The organism is Streptomyces sp. NPDC051452, assembly GCF_044454765.1.
Taxonomy (GTDB): Bacteria; Actinomycetota; Actinomycetes; order Streptomycetales; family Streptomycetaceae; genus Streptomyces.
The window spans coordinates 285,804-308,684 of sequence record NZ_JBITEB010000003.1 but is presented as its reverse complement, the minus strand read 5'-3'; the positions used below and the strand labels follow the sequence as shown (position 1 = coordinate 308,684).

The following is a 22,881-nucleotide window of genomic DNA, read 5'->3' as shown; positions in this document are numbered from 1 at the left end:
TACCCGCGTAGCTACGAATCAGTCAAGCTGGAGTAAAGAAGGTAAAGAGGCAACCAAGGCGGTCGAGAATTTATTGACCTTGAATGAATTGCGTTGAAAAAGTCCGGCGTAGCCCGTAGGGGAGCGCCCTGCGGAGTCATCAGACCCTCCCTTGGGCCAGGAGCACCATGACCACCCCAACTCCATCTGCGGCTGTCCCGCTTGAGGTGACCGACGAGACCGTCGAGAAGTCGGCCGTCCCGGGCGCCTCCAAGGGCAGTGAAGGCCGCTCTCCGGGACGGCTTGCCTGGAAGCGCTTCAAGCGCGACAAGACGGGTGTCATATCCGCCTATGTCGTGATCTTCTTTTTCGTGATCGCGATCGCGGCTCCGCTGATAGCGAAGCTGTACGGCAAGGACCCCTACACCACCTACGCCAGCCAGGACCCGAACCTGCTCGACGCCTTCTCGTACCCCGCGGGTTCCAACGGCGGCATCAGCTCGGACTTCTGGTTCGGCGTCGAGCCGCAACTCGGCCGGGACGTCTTCACGTTCCTGCTGTACGCCATCCGCAACTCGCTGGGCATCGCCCTGGCCGCGACGGTCCTCACCATGCTCCTTGGTGTCGTGATCGGCGTCACGGCGGGCTATCTGGGCGGCAAGACCGACTACCTCATCGGCCGGATCATCGACATCCTGCTGTCGTTCCCGTCCACCCTGTTCTTCATCGCCTTCATGCCGGTCGTCTACGGCCTCTTCGTGGCCGGCACCGACAACGTCCCGACCGGGCTGATCGCCACCTCCATGATCATCGTGCTGGCGGCCTTCGGCTGGGCGTCCATAGCCCGCCTCCTGCGCGGTCAGGTACTCGGCCTGCGTGAGCGCGAGTTCGTCGAGGCGGCCAAGGTCACGGGCGCGTCGCCGATGCGCATCGTGTTCAAGGAGCTGCTTCCGAACCTGTGGACACCGATCATCATCCAGGCCACTCTGATGCTGCCGGCATTCGTGACGGCGGAGGCGGGCCTGTCCTTCCTCGGCGTCGGCATCAGCGACCCGACCCCGGACTGGGGTGTGATGATCGCCCGGGGGTCCCAGTTCTACTCCCAGGACATCACCTTCATGCTCTTCCCGGGCGTCTCGATGGTGGTCTTCGTCCTCGCCTTCAACCTGCTCGGCGACTCCGTGCGCGACGCACTCGACCCGAAGTCGAAGCGGTAGCACTTCCGTTCCACCCGGCCCGGTTCGATGACGTCCGGCTGGTTCCCGCCCGTCTCAATTGACCCCTTTAGGCAGGCTCAGCATGTCCTTTTCTCGTAGAAACTTCCTGATCGCCACCGGTGTGGCCGCGGCCTCCACCACCGTGCTGAGTGCCTGCAGCAGCGGCGACAAGGGCTCGTCCGACAACAACATCCCGTCGGTCAGCAAGGCCAAGACCATGAACATCCCGGTCGGCACCAAGGCCGACTCGACGGGCCCGGCCCCCGAGGTCCCGGGCGCGGTCAAGGGCGGGACGATCTACTCGCTCGACCAGTTCGACATGGACCACCTGGACCCGGCCCAGATCTACGTCTCGACCGAGGGCGCCATCACCCGTCCGATCCTGCGCGGTCTGACCGGCTACAAGGTCGACGACAAGGGCGGCGCGACCCTCGTCGGTGACGTCGCCACCGACGGCGGCACCATGAAGAACGGCGGCAAGACCTGGTCGTTCACGATCAAGGACGGCATCAAGTGGGAGGACGGGTCCGACCTCACCATCGACGACGTCCGCCACACCTACGAGCGCCTCTTCGCCTCCTTCGTCACCGAGGGTCCCCGCTACGTCCAGCAGTGGCTGGTCGGCGGCGACAAGTACAAGGGCCCCTACGACGGCAAGCACATCGACTCGCTCGAGGTGTCCGGGAAGACCATCACCTTCCACCTCACCGAGCCGCGCGCCGACTTCAACTACACGCTCGCCATGCCGGGCTACTCCCTGGTGAACAAGAAGCACGACACCAAGGAGAAGTACGACAAGCGGCCGTTCGCCCTCGGCCCGTACAAGATCGACAGCCGTAGCGTCGGCAAGTCGATGACCTACGTGCGCAACGAGCACTGGGACGCGAAGACGGACCCGATCCGCAACGCCTACCCGGACAAGTTCGTCTTCCAGTTCGGCTTCGAGCCCATCGCCTCGACCGACCGCTACGTCGCCGACAAGGGCAACGACCAGTACGCGATGTCGATCTTCAACGAGGTCGCTCCCGAGCGCACCGCGCAGGTCCTCACCAACGCCAAGCTGAAGCAGCGCGTCCTGACCCAGGTCGACACGGTCACCTACTACTGGCCGATCAACACCACCCGGATCAAGGACGTCAAGGTCCGCCAGGCCATCAACTGGGCGTGGCCGCACCAGCAGCTGCAGACCATCCGCGGCGGCAAGGCCACCAGCGAGCTGGCCACCACCATCCTCAGCCCGGTCACCCCCGGCTACCAGAAGTTCGACCTCTACGGGACGGACAAGAAGCCCGCCGGCGACCCGGTCAAGGCCAAGGCCCTGCTGAAGGAGGCCGGCAAGCTCGGCCAGAAGCTGGTCATCGCCTACCAGCACTCGGACAACGCCGTGAAGCAGGCCGTCCAGATCAAGAACGCCCTGGAGGCGGCCGGCTTCCAGGTCGTCAACAAGCAGGTCGACAAGTCGACCTTCTACACGCAGATCGGCAAGGTCGACAACGAGTACGACCTGTTCGCCGCCGGCTGGAGCCCGGACTGGCCGAACGGCTACTCCGTCTTCTACCCCTGCTGGAGTGGCAAGAACATCGGTGACGGCCGCAGCAACTACGCGCAGCTGAACGACCCGAGCGTGAACAAGGCGATCGACGCCGCGTCCAAGATCGCCGACGTCGACGCCGCCAACAAGGCCTGGGGCGCCATCGACCGCCAGGTCATGGAACTGGCCGCGGTGGTTCCGGACTACCACTCCATCCGCAACTGGATGTACGGATCCAAGGTCGGCAACGTGGTGTACGACGCCGGCAACACCTGCGTCGCGCTCTGCAAGCTGTACGCCAAGAAGTAAGCGCTCGAACCTTCGGGGGCGGTCACGATCCGGCCGCCCCCTCCGGCCCACCCCCCTGCACCCGGCGACGGCGCCCCGTCCGGAAAGTCACGCCCCATGTTCCGCTTCCTTGTCCGCCGAATGTTCGGCGCGCTGGTCATCCTCCTGGTCATCAGCGCCGTCACCTTCTGGCTCTTCTACGCCATCCCGCGTGACCCCGCCATGATGTCCTGCGGCAAGAACTGCACGCCCGACATGCTCGCGCAGGTCCGGCACAACCTGGGCATCGACCACCCGGTCCCGGTCCAGTACTGGTACTGGATCAAGGGCATCTTCGTCGGGCGCAGCTACGGTGACTTCGGAAACTGCGCCGCGCCCTGCCTCGGGTACTCGTTCGCCAACCGTGAGCCCGTGCTCGGCACGATCATGGACCGGCTTCCGCTGACCCTGTCGCTCGCGTTCGGCTCCGCGGTCGTCTTCCTCATCATCGGTGTCGGCGCCGGCATGATCGCCGCCGTCAAGCAGGGCAAGTGGCAGGACAAGCTGGCCAGTTCCACCTCGCTGGTCGCCTCCTCGCTGCAGATCTACTTCGTCGGCTACATCGCGATGTACTTCCTGGTCTCGAAGCTCGGCATCCTGGACAACCCGTCGTACACGCCGATCACCGAGAACCCGGCGAGCTGGGCCTCCGGCCTGCTGCTGCCGTGGCTGGTGCTGGCGCTCATCTGGACCGCCAACTACACCCGTATGACGCGCTCCCAGCTGGCCGAGACGCTCACCGAGGACTACGTCCGCACGGCTCGCGCCAAGGGTCTGTCCCGCCGTAACGTCTTCTTCCGGTTCGCCTGGCGCGGCGCGATGGGCCCGATCGTCACCATCTTCGGCATCGACCTCGGCACGCTCATCGGCGGTGCCATGATCACCGAGACCGTCTTCAGCCTCCAGGGTGTCGGCCGGCTCGCGGTGGACGCCGTGAACAAGAGCGACCTGCCCATGGTGCTCGGCGTCACCCTGCTGTCCGCCGGCGCGATCGTCGTCTTCAACATCGTCGTCGACGCCGTCTACGCCCTCATCGACCCGCGGATCCGGCTCGCCTGACCCTCCGCCCCGCCGTGTCCATCCCACCGCCCCACCCGGCGACCTCGCATCACCCCCCAGGAGCGTCCCCGTGACGAGCACCGATCAGCAGCCGTTCCTCTCCATCAAGGACCTCAAGGTCCACTTCTCCACCGAGGACGGCATCGTCAAGGCCGTCGACGGGCTCAGCTTCGACCTGGTCAAGGGCCAGACGCTGGGCATCGTGGGCGAGTCGGGCTCCGGCAAGTCCGTCACCAACCTGACCATCCTGGGTCTGCACGACCGTGATCGCACCGCGATCGAGGGCGAGATCCTCCTGGACGGCAAGGAGCTGCTCACCGCGACCGAGCGGGAGCTGGAGCGGCTGCGCGGCAACAAGATGTCCATGATCTTCCAGGACGCGCTGGCCTCGCTCTCGCCGTACCACACGATCGGCACGCAGATCGGCGAGACCTACCGCAAGCACACGGGCTGCTCCAAGTCCGAGGCCCGCAAGCGGGCCATCGAGATGTTGCGCCGGGTCGGCATCCCGCAGCCGGACATGCGGGTCGACGACTACCCGCACCAGTTCTCCGGCGGTATGCGCCAGCGCGCGATGATCGCGATGGCGCTGGTCTGCGACCCCGAGCTGCTGGTCGCGGACGAGCCGACGACCGCCCTGGACGTGACCGTGCAGGCCCAGATCATGGACCTGCTCAAGGACCTCCAGCAGGAGTTCGGCACCGCGATCATCTTCATCACCCACGACCTCGGCGTCATCGCCGACATCGCGGACGACGTGCTGGTGATGTACGGCGGCCGCTGCGTGGAGCGCGGCACCAAGCAGGAGGTGCTGCGCGACCCACAGCACCCCTACACCGTGGGCCTGCTCAACTCCATGCCGAGCCTGACCGGGCCGGTGGACGTACCGCTGACGCCCATCCCCGGTTCGCCGCCCTCGCTGCTCAACCCGCCGACCGGCTGCCGCTTCCACCCGCGGTGCGCGTTCGCCGAGAAGGTCTCGGGCGGCCTGTGCTCCACCGAGAGGCCGTTGCTGGAGGTGGTCGAGGGCCGTGGCTCCGCCTGCCACCTCACCTCGGAGCAGAAGCGGGAACTCTTCGCGGACTTCGCCACAACCCGGCACCACTGACGGACACGAGACGGGACTTCAAGATCATGAGCAACACGAACCCCCTCCTGGACGTCTCCGGGCTGACCAAGCACTTCCCGATCAAGGGTGGCTTCCCCATCCGCCGTACCGTCGGCGCCGTGCAGGCCGTGGACGGGCTGGACTTCCAGGTGGGCGAGGGCGAGGCCCTGGGCCTGGTCGGCGAGTCGGGCTGCGGCAAGTCGACCACGGGCCGGCTGATCACCCGGCTGATGGAGCCGACCGCCGGCAAGGTCGTCTACCGCGGCCAGGACATCACCCACGCGGGCCGCAAGCAGCTCGCACCGATCCGCTCCGAGATCCAGATGATCTTCCAGGACCCCTACGCCTCGCTGAACCCGCGGCAGACGGTCGGCAAGATCATCTCGGGTCCGATGGAGATCAACGACATCAACCCCGCCGGCGGCCGCGAGGCACGCGTGCGGGAGCTGCTGGAGATCGTCGGTCTCAATCCGGAGCACTACAACCGCTTCCCGCACGAGTTCTCCGGCGGTCAGCGCCAGCGCATCGGCGTCGCCCGGGCGCTCGCCCTGGAGCCGAAGCTCATCGTCGCCGACGAACCGGTCTCCGCGCTCGACGTCTCCATCCAGGCCCAGGTCGTCAACCTGCTGCAGAAGGTGCAGCGGGAACTCGGCATCGCATTCGTGTTCATCGCGCACGACCTCGCGATCGTGCGGCACTTCTCGCAGCGCGTGGCCGTCATGTACCTGGGCAAGATCGTGGAGATCGCCGACCGCGAGGACCTCTACGGCAACCCGCGCCACCCCTACACCCGCGCCCTGCTGTCCGCGGTGCCCGAGGCCACGGTGGACGAGGAGCCGCGCGAGCGCATCCGGCTCAAGGGTGACGTGCCCTCGCCGATCAACCCGCCCTCCGGCTGCCGCTTCCGCACCCGCTGCTGGAAGGCGACGGAGAAGTGCGCGACGGAGGCTCCCCCGCTGGTGCAGGTGGAGGGCAACAAGCCCGGCCACCTGACGGCGTGCCACTACCCGGAGACGGCGGAGACCGTCCCGGCTCCCCGTCTCACCAAGGACCCCGAGGCGGCGGCCTGACACACCCCTTTTCCGTCGGCCGCCCCCTCGCGGAACGGACTTTCCCGGCCCATTGACCCGAGCCCATGAACGTCCGCTCCAGGGATCGAAGGCCCGCGTCCTGCTGGACGCGGGCCTTCGGTATGTCCTGCCGCAGGCGAAAGCACCGCCCGCGCAACGGAATTGAGAAGCCCTCATGAACCGATCCGGAAACTGACACACCGTTCAGAATCGTGTGTCAGACTGCCGCGGTGGTAGATCACTCGTTCGCCGATCTCTCGCTCGCCGCGCTGTACGACGACCTCAACCCCTGGGGACCGGGTGACGACTTCTACCTCGGTCTGGTGATGGAGGCCCGCTCGGTGCTGGACATCGGCTGCGGTACCGGGCAACTGCTGCGGCGGGCCCGGGCCGAGGGCCATCCGGGCCGGCTGATGGGGCTCGATCCGGCCGCCGCCATGCTCGTACAGGCCCGCCGCGACCGCCCGGACGTCGAGTGGGTGCTCGGGGACATGCGGGTGCGGCGCTGGGACGGGGAGTTTGACCTCGTCGTGATGACCGGGCACGCCTTCCAGGCGCTGACCCGGGACGAGGAGATCCGCGCCTGTCTGCGGGCGGTCCGCGCGGCCCTCGCCGACGGCGGCCGGTTCGTCTTCGAGACCCGCAATCCGGGGGCCCGCGCCTGGGAGGGGTGGACGCCGGACCGGGTCCGCGAGATCACCGCCGCCGACGGTACGCCGGTGCGGGTGTGGCACGAGGTGCGGGACGGCGGGCTGAGCGGGGGGCGGGTGCGCTTCACCGAGACGTTCCACAGCGACCGCTGGCCCGGCCCCCGGGTCAGCCACAGCGTCCTGCGCTTCCTCGACGCCGACGCCCTGCGGGAGTTCCTCGCGGAGGCCGGCCTGACGGTCGTCGAACAGTACGGGGACTGGGGGCGGGGCCCGCTGACCCCGGCCGGCCCGGAGATCATCACCGTCGCCGGACCGGCCCGCTGACCGACCCGCCGGTGCCCGGTACCGGGTCGTCCGCCCCTCTCCCCGTGGCGGGGGCGGCGGTCGGCCCCCGCCGCGGGCGCTACTCCCGCTCGTCCTGCCCCGACGCGCCCGGCGTGCCCGGCTCCCCCGGCTCCGCGGCCCCGGCCGCCTCCTCCAGCGCCGCCAGCGCCGGGTCCAGGACGATGTCCTCGTCCCTCGCCCCGGTGGTCGGCTCCTCCGGGAAGTGGCAGGCCGTCAGGTGGCCGACCCGGTTGCCGGAGATCCGGACCAGCGGCGGCTCCTCGGAGGCGCACTTGTCCTGCGCCTTCCAGCACCGGGTGCGGAACCGGCAGCCGGAGGGCGGTGAGATGGGGGACGGCACGTCACCGGCCAGCCGGATGCGCTCGCGGGCGGGCGCGCCGCCCTCCTCCAGGCTGACCTCGGGCACGGCGGACAGCAGGGCGTGGGTGTACGGGTGACGCGGGCGGGTGTAGATGGAGTCCCGGTCCCCCACCTCGATGATCTTGCCGAGGTACATGACGGCCACGCGCTGCGAGAAGTGCCGCACCACCGCGAGATCGTGGGCGATGAAGAGGAAGGCGATGCCGAGTTCGTTCTGCACCTTCTGCAGCAGGTTGACGACCTGGGCCTGGATGGAGACGTCGAGCGCGGAGACCGGCTCGTCGGCGACGATCAGCTTCGGCTCCAGCGCGAGCGCCCGGGCGACGCCGATGCGCTGGCGCTGACCGCCGGAGAACTCGTGCGGGAAGCGGTTGTAGTGCTCCGGATTGAGACCGACGATCTCCAGCAGCTCCCGCACGCGTGCCTCGCGGCCGCCGGCGGGGTTGATGTCGTTGATCTCCATCGGACCCGAGATGATCTTGCCGACCGTCTGCCGCGGGTTCAGCGACGAGTACGGGTCCTGGAAGATCATCTGGATCTCGGAGCGGATCGGCGCCAGATCCCGGCGCGAGGCGTGGCTGATGTCCCGGCCGCGATAGGTGATCGTGCCCTCGGTCGGCTCCATCAGCCGGGTGATCAGCCGGCCCGTGGTCGACTTGCCGCAGCCCGACTCGCCGACCAGGCCGAAGCTCTCCCCGGCGTGCACGGCCAGGTCGATGCCGTCCACCGCCTGTACCGCGCCGACCGTACGGCGGATCGGGAAGCCGCCCTTCACCGGGAAGTGTTTGGTCAGCCCCGAGACCTCCAGCAGCGGCTCCCCGTCCGCGCCGGCGCTCTGCTCGCGCGGGACCGGGAGGACCAGGTCCTCTTTCATGACGGTGTCCTCCTATGACGACCTAGCCCAGTCGGGGCTTGATCTCCTCGATGAAGATGGTCCGCTTCTGGTCCGCGGTCAGATGGCAGGCCGACGCCCGGTCCGGGGCCAGCGCCGGGCGCTCGTTCACACAGCGCCCCGTGCCCTCCACCCGGTCCTGGAAGGTGCAGCGGGGATGGAAGCGGCAGCCGGACGGCGGGGTCAGCAGCGAGGGCGGGCTCCCGGGGATCGGGGACAGCTGGGCGCCGAGGTCGGAGTCGAGACGCGGCATCGAGTTCAGCAGGCCCCAGGTGTACGGGTGCTGGGGGGCGCGCAGCACCTGGTCGGTCGTGCCGCGCTCCACCGCACCGCCCGCGTACATCACCATGATGTCGTCGGCCATGTCGGCGATGACGCCGAGGTCGTGGGTGATGAAGACGATGCCCGAGCCGAACTCCTGCTGAAGGTCCTTGAGCAGGTCCAGGATCTGCGCCTGGACCGTCACGTCCAGGGCGGTCGTCGGCTCGTCGGCGATCAGGAGGTCCGGGTCGCAGACCAGCGCCATGGCGATCATGGCGCGCTGGCGCATACCGCCGGAGAACTGGTGCGGATAGTCCTTCGCCCGCTCCTTGGGGTTGGGGATGCCGACCTTGCCCAGCATCTCCACCGCACGGCCCCAGGCCTCCTTCTTGGAGGCGCCGTTGTGCTTCATGTAGGGCTCGGCGATCTGCCGGCCGACGGTGTAGTAGGGGGACAGCGCGGTGAGCGGGTCCTGGAAGATCATGGCGACCTTGTTGCCGCGCAGCTTCTCCAGCTCCTGCTCCCGGGCCGTCGTCAACTCCTGCCCGTCCAGCAGGATCTCGCCCTCGACCGTGGTGAACATCGGGTTGTGCAGGCCGAGGACGGTCAGGTTCGTCACCGACTTGCCCGAGCCGGACTCGCCCACGATGCCGAGCGTCCGGCCGCGCTCCAGGTCGAAGGAGAGTCCGTCCACGGCCCGTACGACGCCGTCCTCGGTCTTGAAGCTGACGTGCAGGTCCCGTACCGAGAGCAGGGGCCCGGAGCCGGCCGGGACCGGAACGCCGGCCCGCTTGGTCACAGTGGTCACGACAGTGCTCCTAGGACAGCCGCACGCGCGGGTCGATGAAGGCGTACGCGGCGTCGACGACGATGTTGAACAGCAGGATCATGGTGGAGGCGAACAGCATCACGCCGAGCAGCAGCGGCAGATCGCTGAAGTTGACCGACTGCACGGCCAGTTGACCGAGCCCGGGCAGCGAGAAGGTGTACTCGGTGATGATCGCGCCGCCGAGCAGCGAGCCCAGGTCGATGCCGAAGATGGTGACGATCGGGATCAGGGAGCCGCGCCAGGCGTAGCGGAAGAAGACGTATCTGCGGGACATGCCCTTGGCGCGGGCGGTGCGGACGTGTTCCTCCTGGAGCTGCTCGATCATCGAGGACCGTGCCATACGGGTGTACTGCGCGGCGAAGATCGTGGAGAGGACCACCCAGGGGATGATCAGGCCCGCGAACCAGGTGGCGGGGTCCTTGGTGAAGTCGGTGTAGGAGGGCTTGTCGAACCAGTGCGTCTGGTAGACGAGCACCGCCAGCGCGAGCGGGCCGAGGAAGTAGATCTGCAGCGCGCTGATGACCATCGCACCCGCGGTGGCCGTCTTGTCGACCAGCGTGCCGCGTCGCCAGGCGGCGATCAGACCGGTGCCGAGGCCGACGATCAGGAAGCACACGGCCGCGCCCAGGGTGAGCGAGACGGTGGTGGGCAGGCGGTCCAGCAGCGTGACCCAGACCTGCTCGTTGGTGTGGTACGAGTAGCCGAAGCAGGGGGCCGGGCACGGGCCCTGGGCGAACTGGCCGCTGCCCATGACGAGGTTGTGCAGGAAGATCCCGTACTGCTCGGGGATGGACTTGTCCAGGCCGAGCACATGGTGGATGTTCGCGATGCTGTCCGGGTTGCAGGTCTTGCCGCACATCAGCAGCGCCGGGTCCCGGGGCACCCCGAAGAACAGCACGAACGTGACGATGCTCAGCAGGAACAGAATGACGACGGCACCGATGATCCGGCGGACGAGGAAGCGCAGCATGACAGGGCAGCTCTCAGACGTCGGCGGTCCGGGCGGTACCCGGCGCCCCCGCCGTGCGGGCGCGCCGGGTACCGGAGGGGACGGTTACTTGATGAAGAGGCGACGCGGGTCGACGCCGCCGATCACGTCGTCGTAGACGAGGCCGCCGACCTTGGAGCCGGCGATCTGGGTCTGCTTGTAGTACGCGGTCGGGACGACGTTGACGACGTCCTTCACCAGGTACTGGTCGAGCTTCTCCCACTCGGCCGCGGACTTGACCGGGTCGGTGATCTGGTTGATCCGGTCGATCTCGCTGTTGACCTTGGGGTCGTTGACCTGCGAGTAGTTCTGCGCGCCGTCGGCGATCACGCGGCCGTCGTACAGCGGCGGGAGCACGGTCGAGGCGGACGGCCAGTCGGCACCCCACGCGGTGTGGAAGATGTCGTAGTTGTTGTCCAGCTTGGAGACCTGGTCGTAGTAGGTCTCGGCCGGGATCTCCTGGCGCTGGACGTTGAAGCCGGCCTTCTTCAGGCCCGCCGCCATGGCGGTGGAGTACTGCTGGCCCTCGGGGGTGTTGATGTAGCCGAAGGTCAGCTTCATGTTGAGCTTGCCGGCCTTCTTCAGCAGCTCCTTGGCCTTGGCCGGGTCACCGGCGGGCTTCTTCTTCTTGCCGAACGGGTCGAAGGCGGCGTCGTAGCCGGAGACGGTCGGGGAGATCAGTCCGCCCGCGACCTCCATGGCGTCGTTGCCGCCGTAGGCGCGCACGAACGGGGTGATCGGCAGGGCGTAGGCGATGGCCTCGCGGACCGTCTTGTCCTTCAGCGCCGGGTGGCTCATGTTGATGTTCATCTGGCCCACGTACGGCTGGTAGCCGGAGACCGTACGGGACTTCATCTTCGGGTCGCGCAGCACCTGGGACAGGTTGCCCGCGTCGACCTGGTTGTTGAAGCTGACGCCGGTCCGGTCCGCGCCGGAGTCGGCGAGCAGGGCCTTGGTGGAGGTCTCGAACTGCTGGTTGAACGTGAAGTTGAACCGATCGACGTACTGGTGGCGGATGGGGTCCGTCTTCGGGTCCCAGTTGGTGTTCTTGACCAGGACCATCGACTTGCCGGACTTGAACGACTGGACCTTGTACGGCCCGGTCACCACCGGCGCCTTGTCGTACTTCTCCTTGGTGTCGCCCTTCTCCGAGACCACCGCGTAGCCCGCCATCGCCAGCGCGTAGGGCAGGTCGGGGTGGGCGGTCTTGAAGTGGAAGACGATCGTCTTGTCGTCCGGCGTCTCGAGGAGGGAGGCGGGCAGGTGCTTGCCCGTGAACGGGCCGCCCTTGAGGAGGCCGCGGTAGGCGGTGCCCGGCTTGTCGGCCAGCCACTGCTGGAGGTAGGTGGGGCCCTGGTTGATGAACGGCGCGAAGAGCCGCTCGACGCTGTGCCGGACGTCCTTGGACGTGATCGGGGACCCGTCCTGGAACTTGATGCCGTCCTTGAGCGTGTACTTCCAGGTCTTGCCGCCGTCGGTGGTGGTGCCGGAGTCGGTGGCCAGGTCACCGACCACCTCGTGCTTGCTGCCGTCGCCGCTCGTGGCCTTGTAGCCGGTCAGACCGCGGTGCAGCAGCGAGGCGAGCGAGCCCTCGTCGGACACGTAGATCTGGGCCGGGTCGAGGTGGGCGTAGCTGTCGCGCTGGAGCACCTCCATCGTGCCGCCGGTCTTGGCGCCGGGCACCGCGGCGGCCGGGCCGGTGGAGTCCGCCGCGTCGCCGAACTTGATCGACGCCTGCTGGCGTTTGGCGTTCTCCTCCTGCTTCTTGCCGTTGTCGCCGCTGTCGCTGCCGCCCTTGCTGCAACCGGTGAGCACAAGAGCCCCGGCCGCGAGCACGGAGAGTGCGCCGTATGCGTGGCGTCCGCCCCTACTCATCACGAAGATTCCCACCCATCTGTGAGTCACCAGTGCGTTCTGTGTGTCACCAGTGCGAAAAAGTGCTGGAAGTGCCGTGCGAGGCCCCGGAACCGACGTTCCGTGGGATTGCGGTGCGCGTACGAAGGTCAGCGCGCGGTCTTGGGATCGAAGGCGTCTCTGACCGAGTCCCCGAGCAGGTTGAACGCGACGACGAAGATGATCATCGAGATGCCGGGGAAGAACATGTAGGTGATGTCGTTCTGCATCACCAGTTCGGTGGACGCCTTGGAGAACATCTGCCCCCAGTCCGGCGTCGGTTCGACGATGCCCACGCCCAGGAAGGACAGACCGGCCTCGGCGGTCACGAATCCGGGCAGCAGGTAAGTCGACTGCACCAGCAGCGGGGTGACGATGTTCGGCAGCAGCTCCTTGCGGATGATCCGCCACGGCGAGGCCCCGCTGACCTTGGCCGCCTCGATGAACTCCCGTTCGCGCAGGGCGAGTGCGGTGCCGCGCAGCAGCCGGCCCAGGCCCATCCAGCCGAGGAGGTACTGGACCAGGATCAGCGCCACCACCCGGACGTACGTCGGTGTCTCGTCGCGCGGGCTGACGAACAGCGAGACCACGACCGGCATGCTCGCGATGAAGAACAGCTGCGCGGGGAAGGCGAGCAGGAAGTCGATGAGCCGGCCGATGAAGTAGTCGGTCTTGCCCCCGATGTAGCCGGCGCTGACGCCGAGCAGGATGCCGGTCACCACGACCGCGACGGTGACGGCGACCGAGATCATCAGCGAGGTGCGGATGCCGTAGATCAGCTTGGTGAAGACGTCGTAGCCGTTGCCGGGTTCGAGGCCGAACCAGAAGTCGCCGCTGATACCGCCGTTGGGCTGGAGCGGCACGCCGGCGCTGTCGAAGAGGTCCGGGCGCTCGTCCGCGTAGACCGTGTACGGGTTCTTTCCGTACAGCTTGGAGATCAGCGGGGCGAGCAGGCCGATCAGAAAGAAGAAGCCCACGACGTAGGCCGAGATCACACCGGTGCGGTCGCGCTTGAAGCGCACCCACATCAGCTGGCCGGGGGACCGGCCTTCGAGCTTGACGGCTTCGCTCCTCGTCTCCGGCCCTGGTTCGCCGTCGACGACGACCGAAGTACCGCCGCCCTCAATGTCGATAGGACTTGTCACGGTTCGTCCGTTTCACAGATATGAGTGTGAGAGGTGCCCGGGTACTCCGGAAACACGTCGGACCGACGGCCGAAACCGCAGTCGGACGCGCGTAGTTCTACAGCCGAATCACACTGCTGGAAGCGACGAACTGACCCACTTGGTGTTTGTGACACCGCGCATGGGGGTTCCTCCTCATGACTTCACGTGTTCACCAACAGGAGAGGGTTACCGTCCACCTTCCGACACCCCTGACGGAAGGTCAGACACCCCCTGGTGCTCGTGAGTCGCGGCGCTGTCCCCACAGCGGCGAGACCCATTGACCCGAGCGCTACGCGGCTAACTATCTGCCATGAGCCAAGTGGCGACCACTGTCTTTAAATCTCAATTCAGTCACAGCTGACGCGGAGAACTTCCAAAAACTGGACAAACTGTTCGCACGGATAAGGCCGCGAAACGGACGTGTTACATGCCTATCGGTCGAGGATCTCCGCATTACGGACACCGGGTACCGGGTTCCCGATCACCGTGCACCGGAAAACGGGTTGCAAAAAGCCCGGGTCCCCCCATCCTCGGGGGGACCCGGGCTCAACAGCCTTCAGATCAGCCGTGCTTGGCGCGGCTCGCGGCGCGGGCGCGCTCGCGGGCGTCCAGGTTCACCTTGCGGATGCGAACGGCCTCCGGGGTCACCTCGACGCACTCGTCGTCGCGGCAGAACTCCAGCGACTGCTCCAGCGAGAGCTTGCGCGGCGGGACGATCGCCTCGAAGGAGTCGGCCGAGGACGACCGCATGTTGGTGAGCTTCTTCTCCTTGGTGATGTTGACGTCCATGTCGTCGGAGCGGGAGTTCTCACCGACGATCATGCCCTCGTACACCTCGGTGCCCGGCTCCACGAACAGCACACCGCGCTCCTGGAGGTTCGTCATCGCGAAGGCGGTGACGGCACCGGAGCGGTCGGCGACCAGCGAACCGTTGTTACGGGTCGTCAGGTTGCCGAACCAGGGCTCGAAGCCCTCGTGGATGGAGTGACCGATGCCCGTGCCACGGGTCTGGGTCAGGAACTCGGTACGGAAGCCGATCAGACCGCGGGAGGGGACGACGAACTCCATGCGGACCCAGCCGGAGCCGTGGTTGGACATGTTGTCCATCCGGCCCTTGCGGACGCCCATGAGCTGGGTGACGGCGCCCATGTGCTCCTCGGGCACGTCGATCGTCATGCGCTCGACCGGCTCGTAGGTCTTGCCGTCGACCTCCTTGGTGACGACCTGCGGCTTGCCGACGGTCAGCTCGTAGCCCTCGCGGCGCATCTGCTCGACCAGGATGGCGAGCGCCAGCTCACCACGGCCCTGGACCTCCCAGGCGTCCGGACGCTCGGTCTCCAGCACGCGCAGGGAGACGTTACCGATCAGCTCGCGGTCGAGGCGGTCCTTGACCTGGCGGGCGGTGACCTTGCGGTCCTTCACGGCCGCCTTGGCGTCGGCGCCCTTGCCGGTGCCGCCCCGGCCGACCAGCGGCGAGGTGTTGGTACCGATCGTCATCGAGATCGCGGGCTCGTCGACCGTGATCAGCGGCAGCGCGATGGGGTTCTCGGTGTCGGCGAGGGTCTCACCGATCATGATGTCCGGGATACCGGCGACCGCGCAGATGTCGCCCGGGCCCGCCTTCTCGGCCGGCTTGCGGGTGAGCGCCTCGGTCATCATCAGCTCGCTGATGCGCACGTTGGCGATCGTGCCGTCCCGCTTGATCCACGCGACCGTCTGGCCCTTGCGCAGCTCGCCCTGCTCGACGCGGAGCAGCGCGATACGGCCGAGGAAGTTGTCCGCGTCGAGGTTGGTGACGTGGGCCTGGAGCGGCGCGTCCTCGTCGTAGGTCGGGGCCGGGATGTGCTCCAGGATGGTGGAGAAGAACGGCTCCAGGCTGTCGCTGTCGGCCGGGACCGTGCCGTTGTCGGGCTTGGTCAGCGAGGCGATGCCGTCACGGCCGCAGGCGTAGACGATCGGGAACTCGATCTGCTCCTCGTCCGCGTCCAGGTCGAGGAAGAGGTCGTACGTCTCGTTGACGACCTCGTCGATCCGGGAGTCGGGACGGTCCGTCTTGTTGATGCACAGGATGACGGGCAGGCGCTGCTGGAGGGCCTTGCGCAGCACGAACCGGGTCTGCGGCAGCGGGCCCTCGGAGGCGTCCACGAGCAGCACGACACCGTCGACCATCGACAGACCGCGCTCGACCTCGCCGCCGAAGTCGGCGTGGCCGGGGGTGTCGATGATGTTGATCGTGATCGGGTCCCCGCCGTCCTTGGGGTGGTACTTCACCGCCGTGTTCTTGGCGAGGATCGTGATGCCCTTCTCACGCTCCAGGTCGTTCGAGTCCATCATGCGGTCGTCGACGCCCTCGAGCTGGTGGGCGGCGAACGCACCTGCCTGCTTCAGCATGCCGTCGACGATGGTGGTCTTGCCGTGGTCGACGTGGGCGACGATGGCGACGTTGCGGATGTCGTGGCGCGTGGCCATATTGCGACGTACTCCCAGAGTGTGAGGAAGGCCCTCTGTGTACGTCCGTGTGACGCGGGCCCTGCCGGGCTTGACATGCCACGGCCTCACCCCATGTTACGTGGCCCTGAGAGGGTCGGCCTCCCAGGGCCACGCGGGCCTCACTTCGCCGACGGGCTCGGGGAGACCTTGGCCCCCTTCCTCAGGTAGCCCATGTCCTCGAAGACCGGCGTCTGGAAGCCGAACGCTCCGGCGTTGACCAGGCTCTTCCGCACTCCGACCAGCTGCGGCCGCTGATAGAGCGGGATGGATCCGGCGGCCGCCCAGATCCGGGCGTCCGCCTTTCTGATCAGGTCCCGCTCCTCGTCCTCGTCCAGCGTCGCCGCGGCCTCGTCGAAGAGCTGGTCGACCTGGTCGGTGCCGACCCGCGTGTAGTTCTGCTCGACGTTGACCGAGCCGTCGGCCGCGGGCACCGGCTTGGCGTAGATGGGCCGGGCGTCGGTCGCGGGGAAGGCGGAGGCCGGCCAGGAGTACAGGGCGAGGTCGTAGTCGCCGGAGGCGATGTGGTCCTTGAAGTAGCTCTCGTCCGACACCTTGGTGATCGTGGTGCGGATGCCGACCTGCTCCAGCATCGCCGTGATCCGCTGGGCGACGCTGTTCAGGGGCTCGGAGCCGGGCCCGGAGGGCAGGACGAAGTTGAGCGCGAGCGCCTTGCCGTCCTTGGCCAGCGGTCCGGCGGGTGCGGCGGCCGGGGCGGCCGTGCCCTTGGGGGCGTAGGCACCGGCCGCGCCGCCCTGCCTGCCCTCCTGCGCCAGATGCCGGCCGCCGTCCTCGCCGTGCTCGCGGGTGCCCCCGGTGCGCGTCTTGTCGTCGTCGCCCTTGTCGTCGTGACCCTTGTCGTCCTCGCCGACGATGTACTCGCCGTCCTGGCCGCCTTCGGACGTCTCGTCCTTGTCGCCCTTCTTCTCGCTCTCGCCGCCGGCGGCCTTCTGCGCCTTCTTCTCCTCCTTGACCGGACCGCCCGCCACCCAGCCGGCGTCGGTGAGCAGCGCCTGGGCCTCCTTGGTGTCCTGGCCGCCGATGGCGCCGCTGTTGTCGGCGTAGGCGGGCTGCCCGGACAGGGCGAGGTGGCTGCCGACCGGGACGGCGGGCAGGCCCAGCGGGGTGAGGACCAGCTTGGCCAGTTCCTGGCGGTCCAGCGCGCGGGCGACGGCCTGCCGGACCCGTTCGTCGGTGAGGGGCCCGGAGGAGCCGTTCAGGGCGAGCTGGGTGTAGGCGGGCTCCAGGGATTTGCGGACGGTGAAGGAGCGCAGGTCCTGCTGCTGGTCGAGGTAGCGCGCGATGGACTTGCGCAGCTCCTTGCGGCCGGCCTTCACCTCGTCGGAGTCGAAGCCGTGCGCCAGCGCCCAGGAGCGCAGTCTCCTCGCCGAGGTCCTGCCGCTGCCCTGGAGGGGGCTGCCGGTCTTCCCGCCGGCCGCGAGGCTGATCTGCTGGGCCTGGGCGGCATCGACCTCGGCGAGATCGGCCTCGCCGTCGGCCAGCGCGGCGGCCCGCTTGTCGCGGGGTACGGCGTGCAGCACGATCTCGTTGAGCTTGGCGGGCTTGCCCCACCAGCGCGGGTTGCGGGTGAGGACGACGTCCTTCTTCGCGGTGTCGATCCGGTCGACCTTGAAGGGGCCCGCGGTGACGGCCAGCTTGCGCCGGGCGCCGTCGTTGAAGGCGTCCGGGGTGCCCATGACGTCCTTCGGGTACAGCGGGGAGAACAGCGACCGCCAGTCGGCGTAGGGGCGGGAGAAGGTGACCCGGACCTGGAGGTCGTTGGCGCCGCGCTCGATCTTGGCGATGCGGTCGTAGCCGGCGTTGCGTGCGGTCCAGTAGGCGCTGTCCTTGCCGGACAGGGCGCGCCACTGGGCGACGAAGTCGGCGGCGCCGATCTCCCGGCCGTCGCTCCAGACGGCCTGCTGGTTCAGCTTGTACAGCACGACCTGGCGCGGCTCGGTCTCGATGACCTTGGCCGACTCCAGATAGGCCGGGTTCGCCGTCGGGCGACCGTTCGCGTCGAGCCGGAACATCGACGGCAGCACGGCCTGGGCGACGCGCGCGGTGCCCGCGTCGGCGTCGGCCTGGAAGTTGTTCAGGGTCTCCGGTACGGCGTCCACGGCCCATTTCAGGGTGCCGCCGTCGGCGACCTGGTCGCGGGCGGCGAGGGCGATGTCCTGCGGTGCGAGCGGTTTGGTGGCCTCGTCGTCGGAGCCGCAGCCGGCGAGGAGCGGCACCGCGAGGGCGCCCGCGGTGAGGAAGGCGACCGAGCGCATGACCGCGCGCAGGCCGACGCCGTCGTGGGACATCTCTGCTACCTCCGGGAAGCCGCGGGCTTTATGCTCATTTGTGTCGGTATGTGGACCTGATCACTTTTGGCGGTATATGGAGCTGATCAGATCTATGCGGCCACTGAAGTGGAAAGGATCCGGCCACAGCGGGCGACACGGCGACGACGGGCGGTAACCCCACCCGTGCGGCGCAATCATCCGGAGTTCGCATCCGTACGCCTCCGCCAATCGCTGCACACGCCTTCACACCGGCACGTGCGGCGCGCAACACTCCAAGGCGCATGAACGTTGCCGCCCAGGTTCCGCGCCGGATCCATGGAAGTGAGGGGCAAGTCATGACCGTGCACGACGACATCACCTCCGTCCTGCGTTCCCTCGACGATCTGCACCGATCGCTGGGACGCCTGGAGCACCACCTCGGCAGCGGCGGCCTGGAGATGCGCAGGGTCCGGCTGGACGCCGAGCACCTGCGCGAGAGCGTGGCCCTGCTGCGGCAGGCGGCGGCCGCCCCGGACGCCGCCGTCCGGCCCGACCTCGTCACCATCTCCGACACGCCCTACGACATCAGCCTGTGGACGGACTCGGACGACGAGGGCCTGGGCGCCCGCGACCGCCGCGCCCCCTGACACCCGAACCGACCGGAGTCCCCCTTGGCTACTGGTACGGAACCCCAACAGAACAGCGGCGGAGTGCGCTCCCGTACGCGCGCCGCGATCGCCGCCCCGCATCTGCGGACCGACCGCTGGTGGCTGGCGCCCGCCGGCACCGCGGCCGGTCTGCTCGCCTTCGTCGTCTACTCGACCTGGCGGGCCTTCGGGAACGCGCACTACTACGCGGCGCCGTACGTCTCGCCGTTCTACTCGCCCTGCCTGGCGCAGAACTGCCGGCCCATGCACGCCGGGCCGAACGCGGACCTGTTCGGCGGCTGGTGGGGCATCTCACCGGCGATCATCATCCTGATCTTCCCGCTCGGCTTCCGGCTGACCTGCTACTACTACCGCAAGGCGTACTACCGCGGCTTCTGGGCGTCCCCACCCGCCTGCGCGGTGGCCGAGCCGCACCGCACGTACACCGGTGAGACCCGCTTCCCGCTGATCCTGCAGAACGTCCACCGGTACTTCTTCTACGCCGCACTCCTGGTCGCCGGCGTGCTGACCTACGACACGGTGCTGTCCTTCCGGGACACGCACTACCGCTGGGGCCACATGGGTCTGGGCACCCTGGTCTTCCTGGCCAACATCGTGCTGATCTGGGCGTACACGCTCTCCTGCCACTCCTGCCGGCACATCGTCGGCGGCAAGCTCAAGCACTTCTCCCGACACCCCGTGCGCTACCGGGCGTGGCGGTTCGTCGGCCGGCTCAACGCCCGGCACATGCAACTGGCCTGGGCGTCGCTGCTGAGCGTGGCGCTCGCCGACTTCTACGTCTATCTGGTCGCGTCCGGCGTCTTCGACGATCCGCGCTTCTTCTAGAGATTCCAGTGAGGGACTGACTGATGCCCGTGGTGGACCGGCAGGAGTGGGACGTCGTCGTGGTCGGCGCGGGCGGCGCCGGGCTGCGAGCCGCGATCGAGGCGCGCGAGCGGGGCGCCCGTACGGCGGTGATCTGCAAGTCCTTGTTCGGCAAAGCGCACACGGTGATGGCCGAGGGCGGCATCGCGGCGGCCATGGCCAACGCCAACGAGCACGACACCTGGCAGGTCCACTTCCGCGACACCATGCGCGGCGGCAAGTTCCTCAACCAGTGGCGGATGGCCGAGCTGCACGCGCAGGAGGCCCCCGACCGGGTGTGGGAGCTGGAGACCTGGGGCGCGCTGTTCGACCGTACGAAGGACGGCCGGATCTCCCAGCGGAACTTCGGCGGCCACGAGTACCCGCGGCTCGCGCACGTCGGCGACCGCACGGGCCTGGAGCTGATCCGCACCCTTCAGCAGAAGATCGTCTCGCTCCAGCAGGAGGACCTGGCGGAGACCGGGGAGTACGAGTCGCGGCTGAAGGTCTTCCAGGAGTGCACCGTCACCAGGATCCTCAAGGACGGCCGGCGCGTGTCGGGGGTCTTCGCCTACGACCGTGAGACCGGCCGCTTCTTCGTCCTGGAGGCCCCGTCGGTGGTCGTCGCGACCGGCGGCATCGGCAAGTCGTTCAAGGTCACCTCGAACTCCTGGGAGTACACCGGTGACGGTCACGCCCTCGCGCTGCTGGCCGGGGCGCCGCTGCTGAACATGGAGTTCGTGCAGTTCCACCCGACGGGCATGGTCTGGCCGCCGTCGGTGAAGGGCATCCTCGTCACCGAGTCGGTGCGCGGGGACGGCGGGGTGCTCCGGAACTCCGCCGGCGAGCGGTTCATGTTCGACTACATCCCGGACGTGTTCAAGGACAAGTACGCCGAGTCGGAGGAGGAGGCCGACCGGTGGTACGAGAACCCCGACGACAACCGCCGTCCCCCGGAGCTGCTCCCGCGCGACGAGGTGGCCCGCGCGATCAACGCCGAGGTGAAGGCGGGCCGCGGCTCCCCGCACGGAGGCGTCTTCCTGGACGTCTCGACCCGGATGCCGACGGAGGTCATCCGGCGCCGGCTGCCCTCGATGTACCACCAGTTCAAGGAACTCGCCGACGTCGACATCACGGCGGAGGCGATGGAGGTCGGCCCGACCTGCCACTACGTCATGGGCGGTATCGCCGTCGAGTCGGACACGGCCGCCGCGCGCGGGGTGCCGGGGCTGTTCGCGGCCGGTGAGGTGGCCGGCGGTATGCACGGCTCCAACCGCCTGGGCGGCAACTCCCTGTCGGACCTGCTGGTCTTCGGACGGCGAGCGGGCTGGCACGCGGCCGAGTACGCGCGGGGGCCGGCCCAGCCGCGGCCGCGGGTGGACGAGGCGCAGGTCAACACGGCCGCCGCGGAGGCCCTGCGGCCCTTCTCCGCCGAGACGGAGGGCGAGGGCGGCCCGCCGGAGAACCCCTACACCCTGCACCAGGAACTCCAGCAGACCATGAACGACCTGGTCGGCATCATCCGCCGCGAGGGCGAGATGGAACAGGCCCTGCACAAGCTCGCCGAGCTGCGGACGCGGGCGCGGCGGGCCGGCGTCGAGGGGCACCGCCAGTTCAACCCCGGCTGGCACCTCGCCCTGGACCTCAGGAACATGCTGCTGGTCAGCGAGTGCGTGGCGCGGGCCGCGCTGGAGCGCACCGAGTCGCGCGGCGGGCACACCCGCGAGGACCACCCGGCGATGGACCGCGCCTGGCGCAACGTGAACCTGATCTGCGCCCTGGCCGACCCCACCGGCGCGCTCGCGGCGGCCTCCCCCGCCCACGGCCAGATCCGGCTGACCCGTGAGCACACCGATCCCGTCCGCCCCGACCTGCTCGCCCTCTTCGAGAAGGAGGAGCTGGTCAAGTACCTCGCCGAAGAGGAGCTGTACGAATGAGCAGCTACGAGGCCCGCTTCAAGGTGTGGCGGGGCGATGTCGAGGGCGGTGGCCTGACCGACTACGCGGTCGAGGCGAACGACGGCGAGGTGGTGCTCGACATCATCCACCGGCTCCAGGCCACCCAGGCGCCCGATCTCGCCGTGCGCTGGAACTGCAAGGCCGGCAAGTGCGGTTCGTGCTCGGCGGAGATCAACGGCCGGCCGCGGCTGATGTGCATGACCCGCATGTCGGTGTTCGACCGCGACGAGACCATCACCGTCACACCACTGCGCGCGTTCCCGGTGATCCGGGACCTGGTGACGGACGTCGGATTCAACTACCAGAAGGCCAGGGAGGTTCCGGCGTTCGTGCCGCCCGCCGGGCTCGGCCCCGGCGAGTACCGGATGACGCAGGAGGACGTGGACCGCTCGCAGGAGTTCCGCAAGTGCATCGAGTGCTTCCTGTGCCAGGACACCTGTCATGTGGTCCGCGACCACGAGGAGAACAAGCCGGCGTTCGCGGGCCCGCGCTTCCTGATGCGCGTCGCGGAACTGGACATGCACCCGCTGGACGCGGCCGCCGAGAGGGGCCTGGACCGGGGGCGCACCGCCCAGGACGAGCACGGCCTCGGCTACTGCAACATCACCAAGTGCTGTACGGAGGTCTGCCCCGAAGGCATCAAGATCACGGACAACGCCCTGATCCCCCTGAAGGAGCGGGCCGTCGACCGCAAGTACGACCCGCTCGTGTGGCTGGGCACCAAGATCGGAAGGCGGTCCTCCTAGAGGCCCAGGGCTTGGCATCGCGCCGGTGTCGCCGGGGTGCCGCCCCGCCCGGTCCTCCCGGTACGCCCGCCAGTCCGCCCGTCGCGAAGTCCCCACTCCCGTGCCCACCCGGCCGCCGCCCGGCCGGGTGTCCGCGGTGCCGGTGGTCGCGGGAACCGGCGGGCCGGCACCGTCGGCTCCCGGCGTCCCGATCGCCCTTCCGTCGTCCATCCCGTCTCTCAGTCCGTCTCGTCC

Annotated in this window: 17 protein-coding genes; 10 read left to right on the top strand and 7 right to left on the bottom strand. The window is 68.4% G+C overall.

The window, feature by feature from the left end:
• Nucleotides 1-167 precede the first annotated feature (167 nt).
• The 6 genes from ACIBA9_RS10790 to ACIBA9_RS10765 all read left to right on the top strand — a co-directional run bounded on the left by ACIBA9_RS10790 (nt 168) and on the right by ACIBA9_RS10765 (nt 7,265).
• The gene (locus tag ACIBA9_RS10790) at nt 168-1,196 is read left to right on the top strand and encodes an ABC transporter permease (RefSeq protein ID WP_399361687.1); all 1,029 of its coding nucleotides are present in this window, start codon (nt 168-170) and stop codon (nt 1,194-1,196) included.
• Between the two features lie 82 nt (nt 1,197-1,278).
• Nucleotides 1,279-3,036 carry an ABC transporter substrate-binding protein gene (locus tag ACIBA9_RS10785; protein WP_399361685.1) on the top strand — a complete coding sequence of 586 codons (1,758 nt, stop codon included), beginning with the start codon at nt 1,279-1,281 and terminating at the stop codon, nt 3,034-3,036.
• Between the two features lie 96 nt (nt 3,037-3,132).
• On the top strand, nt 3,133-4,113 hold the full coding sequence (locus tag ACIBA9_RS10780; protein ID WP_362165171.1) for an ABC transporter permease: 981 nt from the start codon (nt 3,133-3,135) through the stop codon (nt 4,111-4,113).
• A gap of 70 nt (nt 4,114-4,183) precedes the next feature.
• Entirely contained in the window at nt 4,184-5,221 is a 1,038-nt protein-coding gene (locus tag ACIBA9_RS10775) for an ABC transporter ATP-binding protein (RefSeq protein WP_399361683.1), read from the top strand.
• Nucleotides 5,222-5,247: 26 nt separating this feature from the next.
• Nucleotides 5,248-6,291 carry an ABC transporter ATP-binding protein gene (locus tag ACIBA9_RS10770; protein WP_399361681.1) on the top strand — a complete coding sequence of 348 codons (1,044 nt, stop codon included), beginning with the start codon at nt 5,248-5,250 and terminating at the stop codon, nt 6,289-6,291.
• A gap of 230 nt (nt 6,292-6,521) precedes the next feature.
• Entirely contained in the window at nt 6,522-7,265 is a 744-nt protein-coding gene (locus ACIBA9_RS10765) for a class I SAM-dependent methyltransferase (protein WP_399361679.1), read from the top strand.
• A 79-nt stretch (nt 7,266-7,344) separates the two neighbouring features.
• Here ACIBA9_RS10765 and ACIBA9_RS10760 read toward each other — a convergent pair whose 3' ends face one another.
• The 7 genes from ACIBA9_RS10760 to ACIBA9_RS10730 form a co-directional block, all read right to left on the bottom strand.
• Nucleotides 7,345-8,520: an ABC transporter ATP-binding protein gene (locus ACIBA9_RS10760; RefSeq protein WP_399361677.1), complete on the bottom strand. Its 1,176-nt coding sequence runs from the start codon at nt 8,518-8,520 to the stop codon at nt 7,345-7,347.
• A 22-nt stretch (nt 8,521-8,542) separates the two neighbouring features.
• Nucleotides 8,543-9,607 (bottom strand): ABC transporter ATP-binding protein, encoded by a 1,065-nt coding sequence (locus ACIBA9_RS10755; RefSeq protein ID WP_362154190.1) that lies wholly within the window; start codon nt 9,605-9,607, stop codon nt 8,543-8,545.
• Nucleotides 9,608-9,617: 10 nt separating this feature from the next.
• Complete coding sequence (locus ACIBA9_RS10750) at nt 9,618-10,598, bottom strand: ABC transporter permease (RefSeq protein ID WP_399361675.1); 981 nt, start codon at nt 10,596-10,598, stop codon at nt 9,618-9,620.
• An 84-nt stretch (nt 10,599-10,682) separates the two neighbouring features.
• A complete protein-coding gene (locus ACIBA9_RS10745) occupies nt 10,683-12,491 on the bottom strand; it encodes an ABC transporter substrate-binding protein (protein ID WP_362154196.1) in 1,809 nt (602 codons plus the stop codon).
• Nucleotides 12,492-12,619: 128 nt separating this feature from the next.
• Nucleotides 12,620-13,654, bottom strand: a complete 1,035-nt coding sequence (locus tag ACIBA9_RS10740; protein ID WP_362154198.1) for an ABC transporter permease — start codon at nt 13,652-13,654, stop codon at nt 12,620-12,622.
• A 582-nt stretch (nt 13,655-14,236) separates the two neighbouring features.
• Entirely contained in the window at nt 14,237-16,144 is a 1,908-nt protein-coding gene (gene typA, locus ACIBA9_RS10735; RefSeq protein ID WP_362154201.1) for a translational GTPase TypA, read from the bottom strand.
• A gap of 140 nt (nt 16,145-16,284) precedes the next feature.
• On the bottom strand, nt 16,285-18,471 hold the full coding sequence (locus ACIBA9_RS10730) for an ABC transporter family substrate-binding protein (RefSeq protein ID WP_399361672.1): 2,187 nt from the start codon (nt 18,469-18,471) through the stop codon (nt 16,285-16,287).
• A 317-nt stretch (nt 18,472-18,788) separates the two neighbouring features.
• On the opposite strand from ACIBA9_RS10730, the gene ACIBA9_RS10725 reads away from it, so the two are divergent.
• From ACIBA9_RS10725 to ACIBA9_RS10710, 4 genes are read left to right on the top strand one after another with little or no spacing between them, the layout of a single operon-like run.
• Nucleotides 18,789-19,079 (top strand): hypothetical protein, encoded by a 291-nt coding sequence (locus ACIBA9_RS10725; protein WP_362154207.1) that lies wholly within the window; start codon nt 18,789-18,791, stop codon nt 19,077-19,079.
• A 24-nt stretch (nt 19,080-19,103) separates the two neighbouring features.
• The gene (locus ACIBA9_RS10720; protein ID WP_362154209.1) at nt 19,104-19,925 is read left to right on the top strand and encodes a hypothetical protein; all 822 of its coding nucleotides are present in this window, start codon (nt 19,104-19,106) and stop codon (nt 19,923-19,925) included.
• Between the two features lie 23 nt (nt 19,926-19,948).
• Nucleotides 19,949-21,880, top strand: coding sequence for a fumarate reductase/succinate dehydrogenase flavoprotein subunit (locus ACIBA9_RS10715; protein ID WP_399361670.1), 1,932 nt, complete (start codon nt 19,949-19,951; stop codon nt 21,878-21,880).
• Nucleotides 21,877-22,647 carry a succinate dehydrogenase/fumarate reductase iron-sulfur subunit gene (locus ACIBA9_RS10710; protein ID WP_399361668.1) on the top strand — a complete coding sequence of 257 codons (771 nt, stop codon included), beginning with the start codon at nt 21,877-21,879 and terminating at the stop codon, nt 22,645-22,647. The genes ACIBA9_RS10715 and ACIBA9_RS10710 overlap by 4 nt, the downstream gene beginning before the upstream one ends.
• Nucleotides 22,648-22,881: the final 234 nt, after the last annotated feature.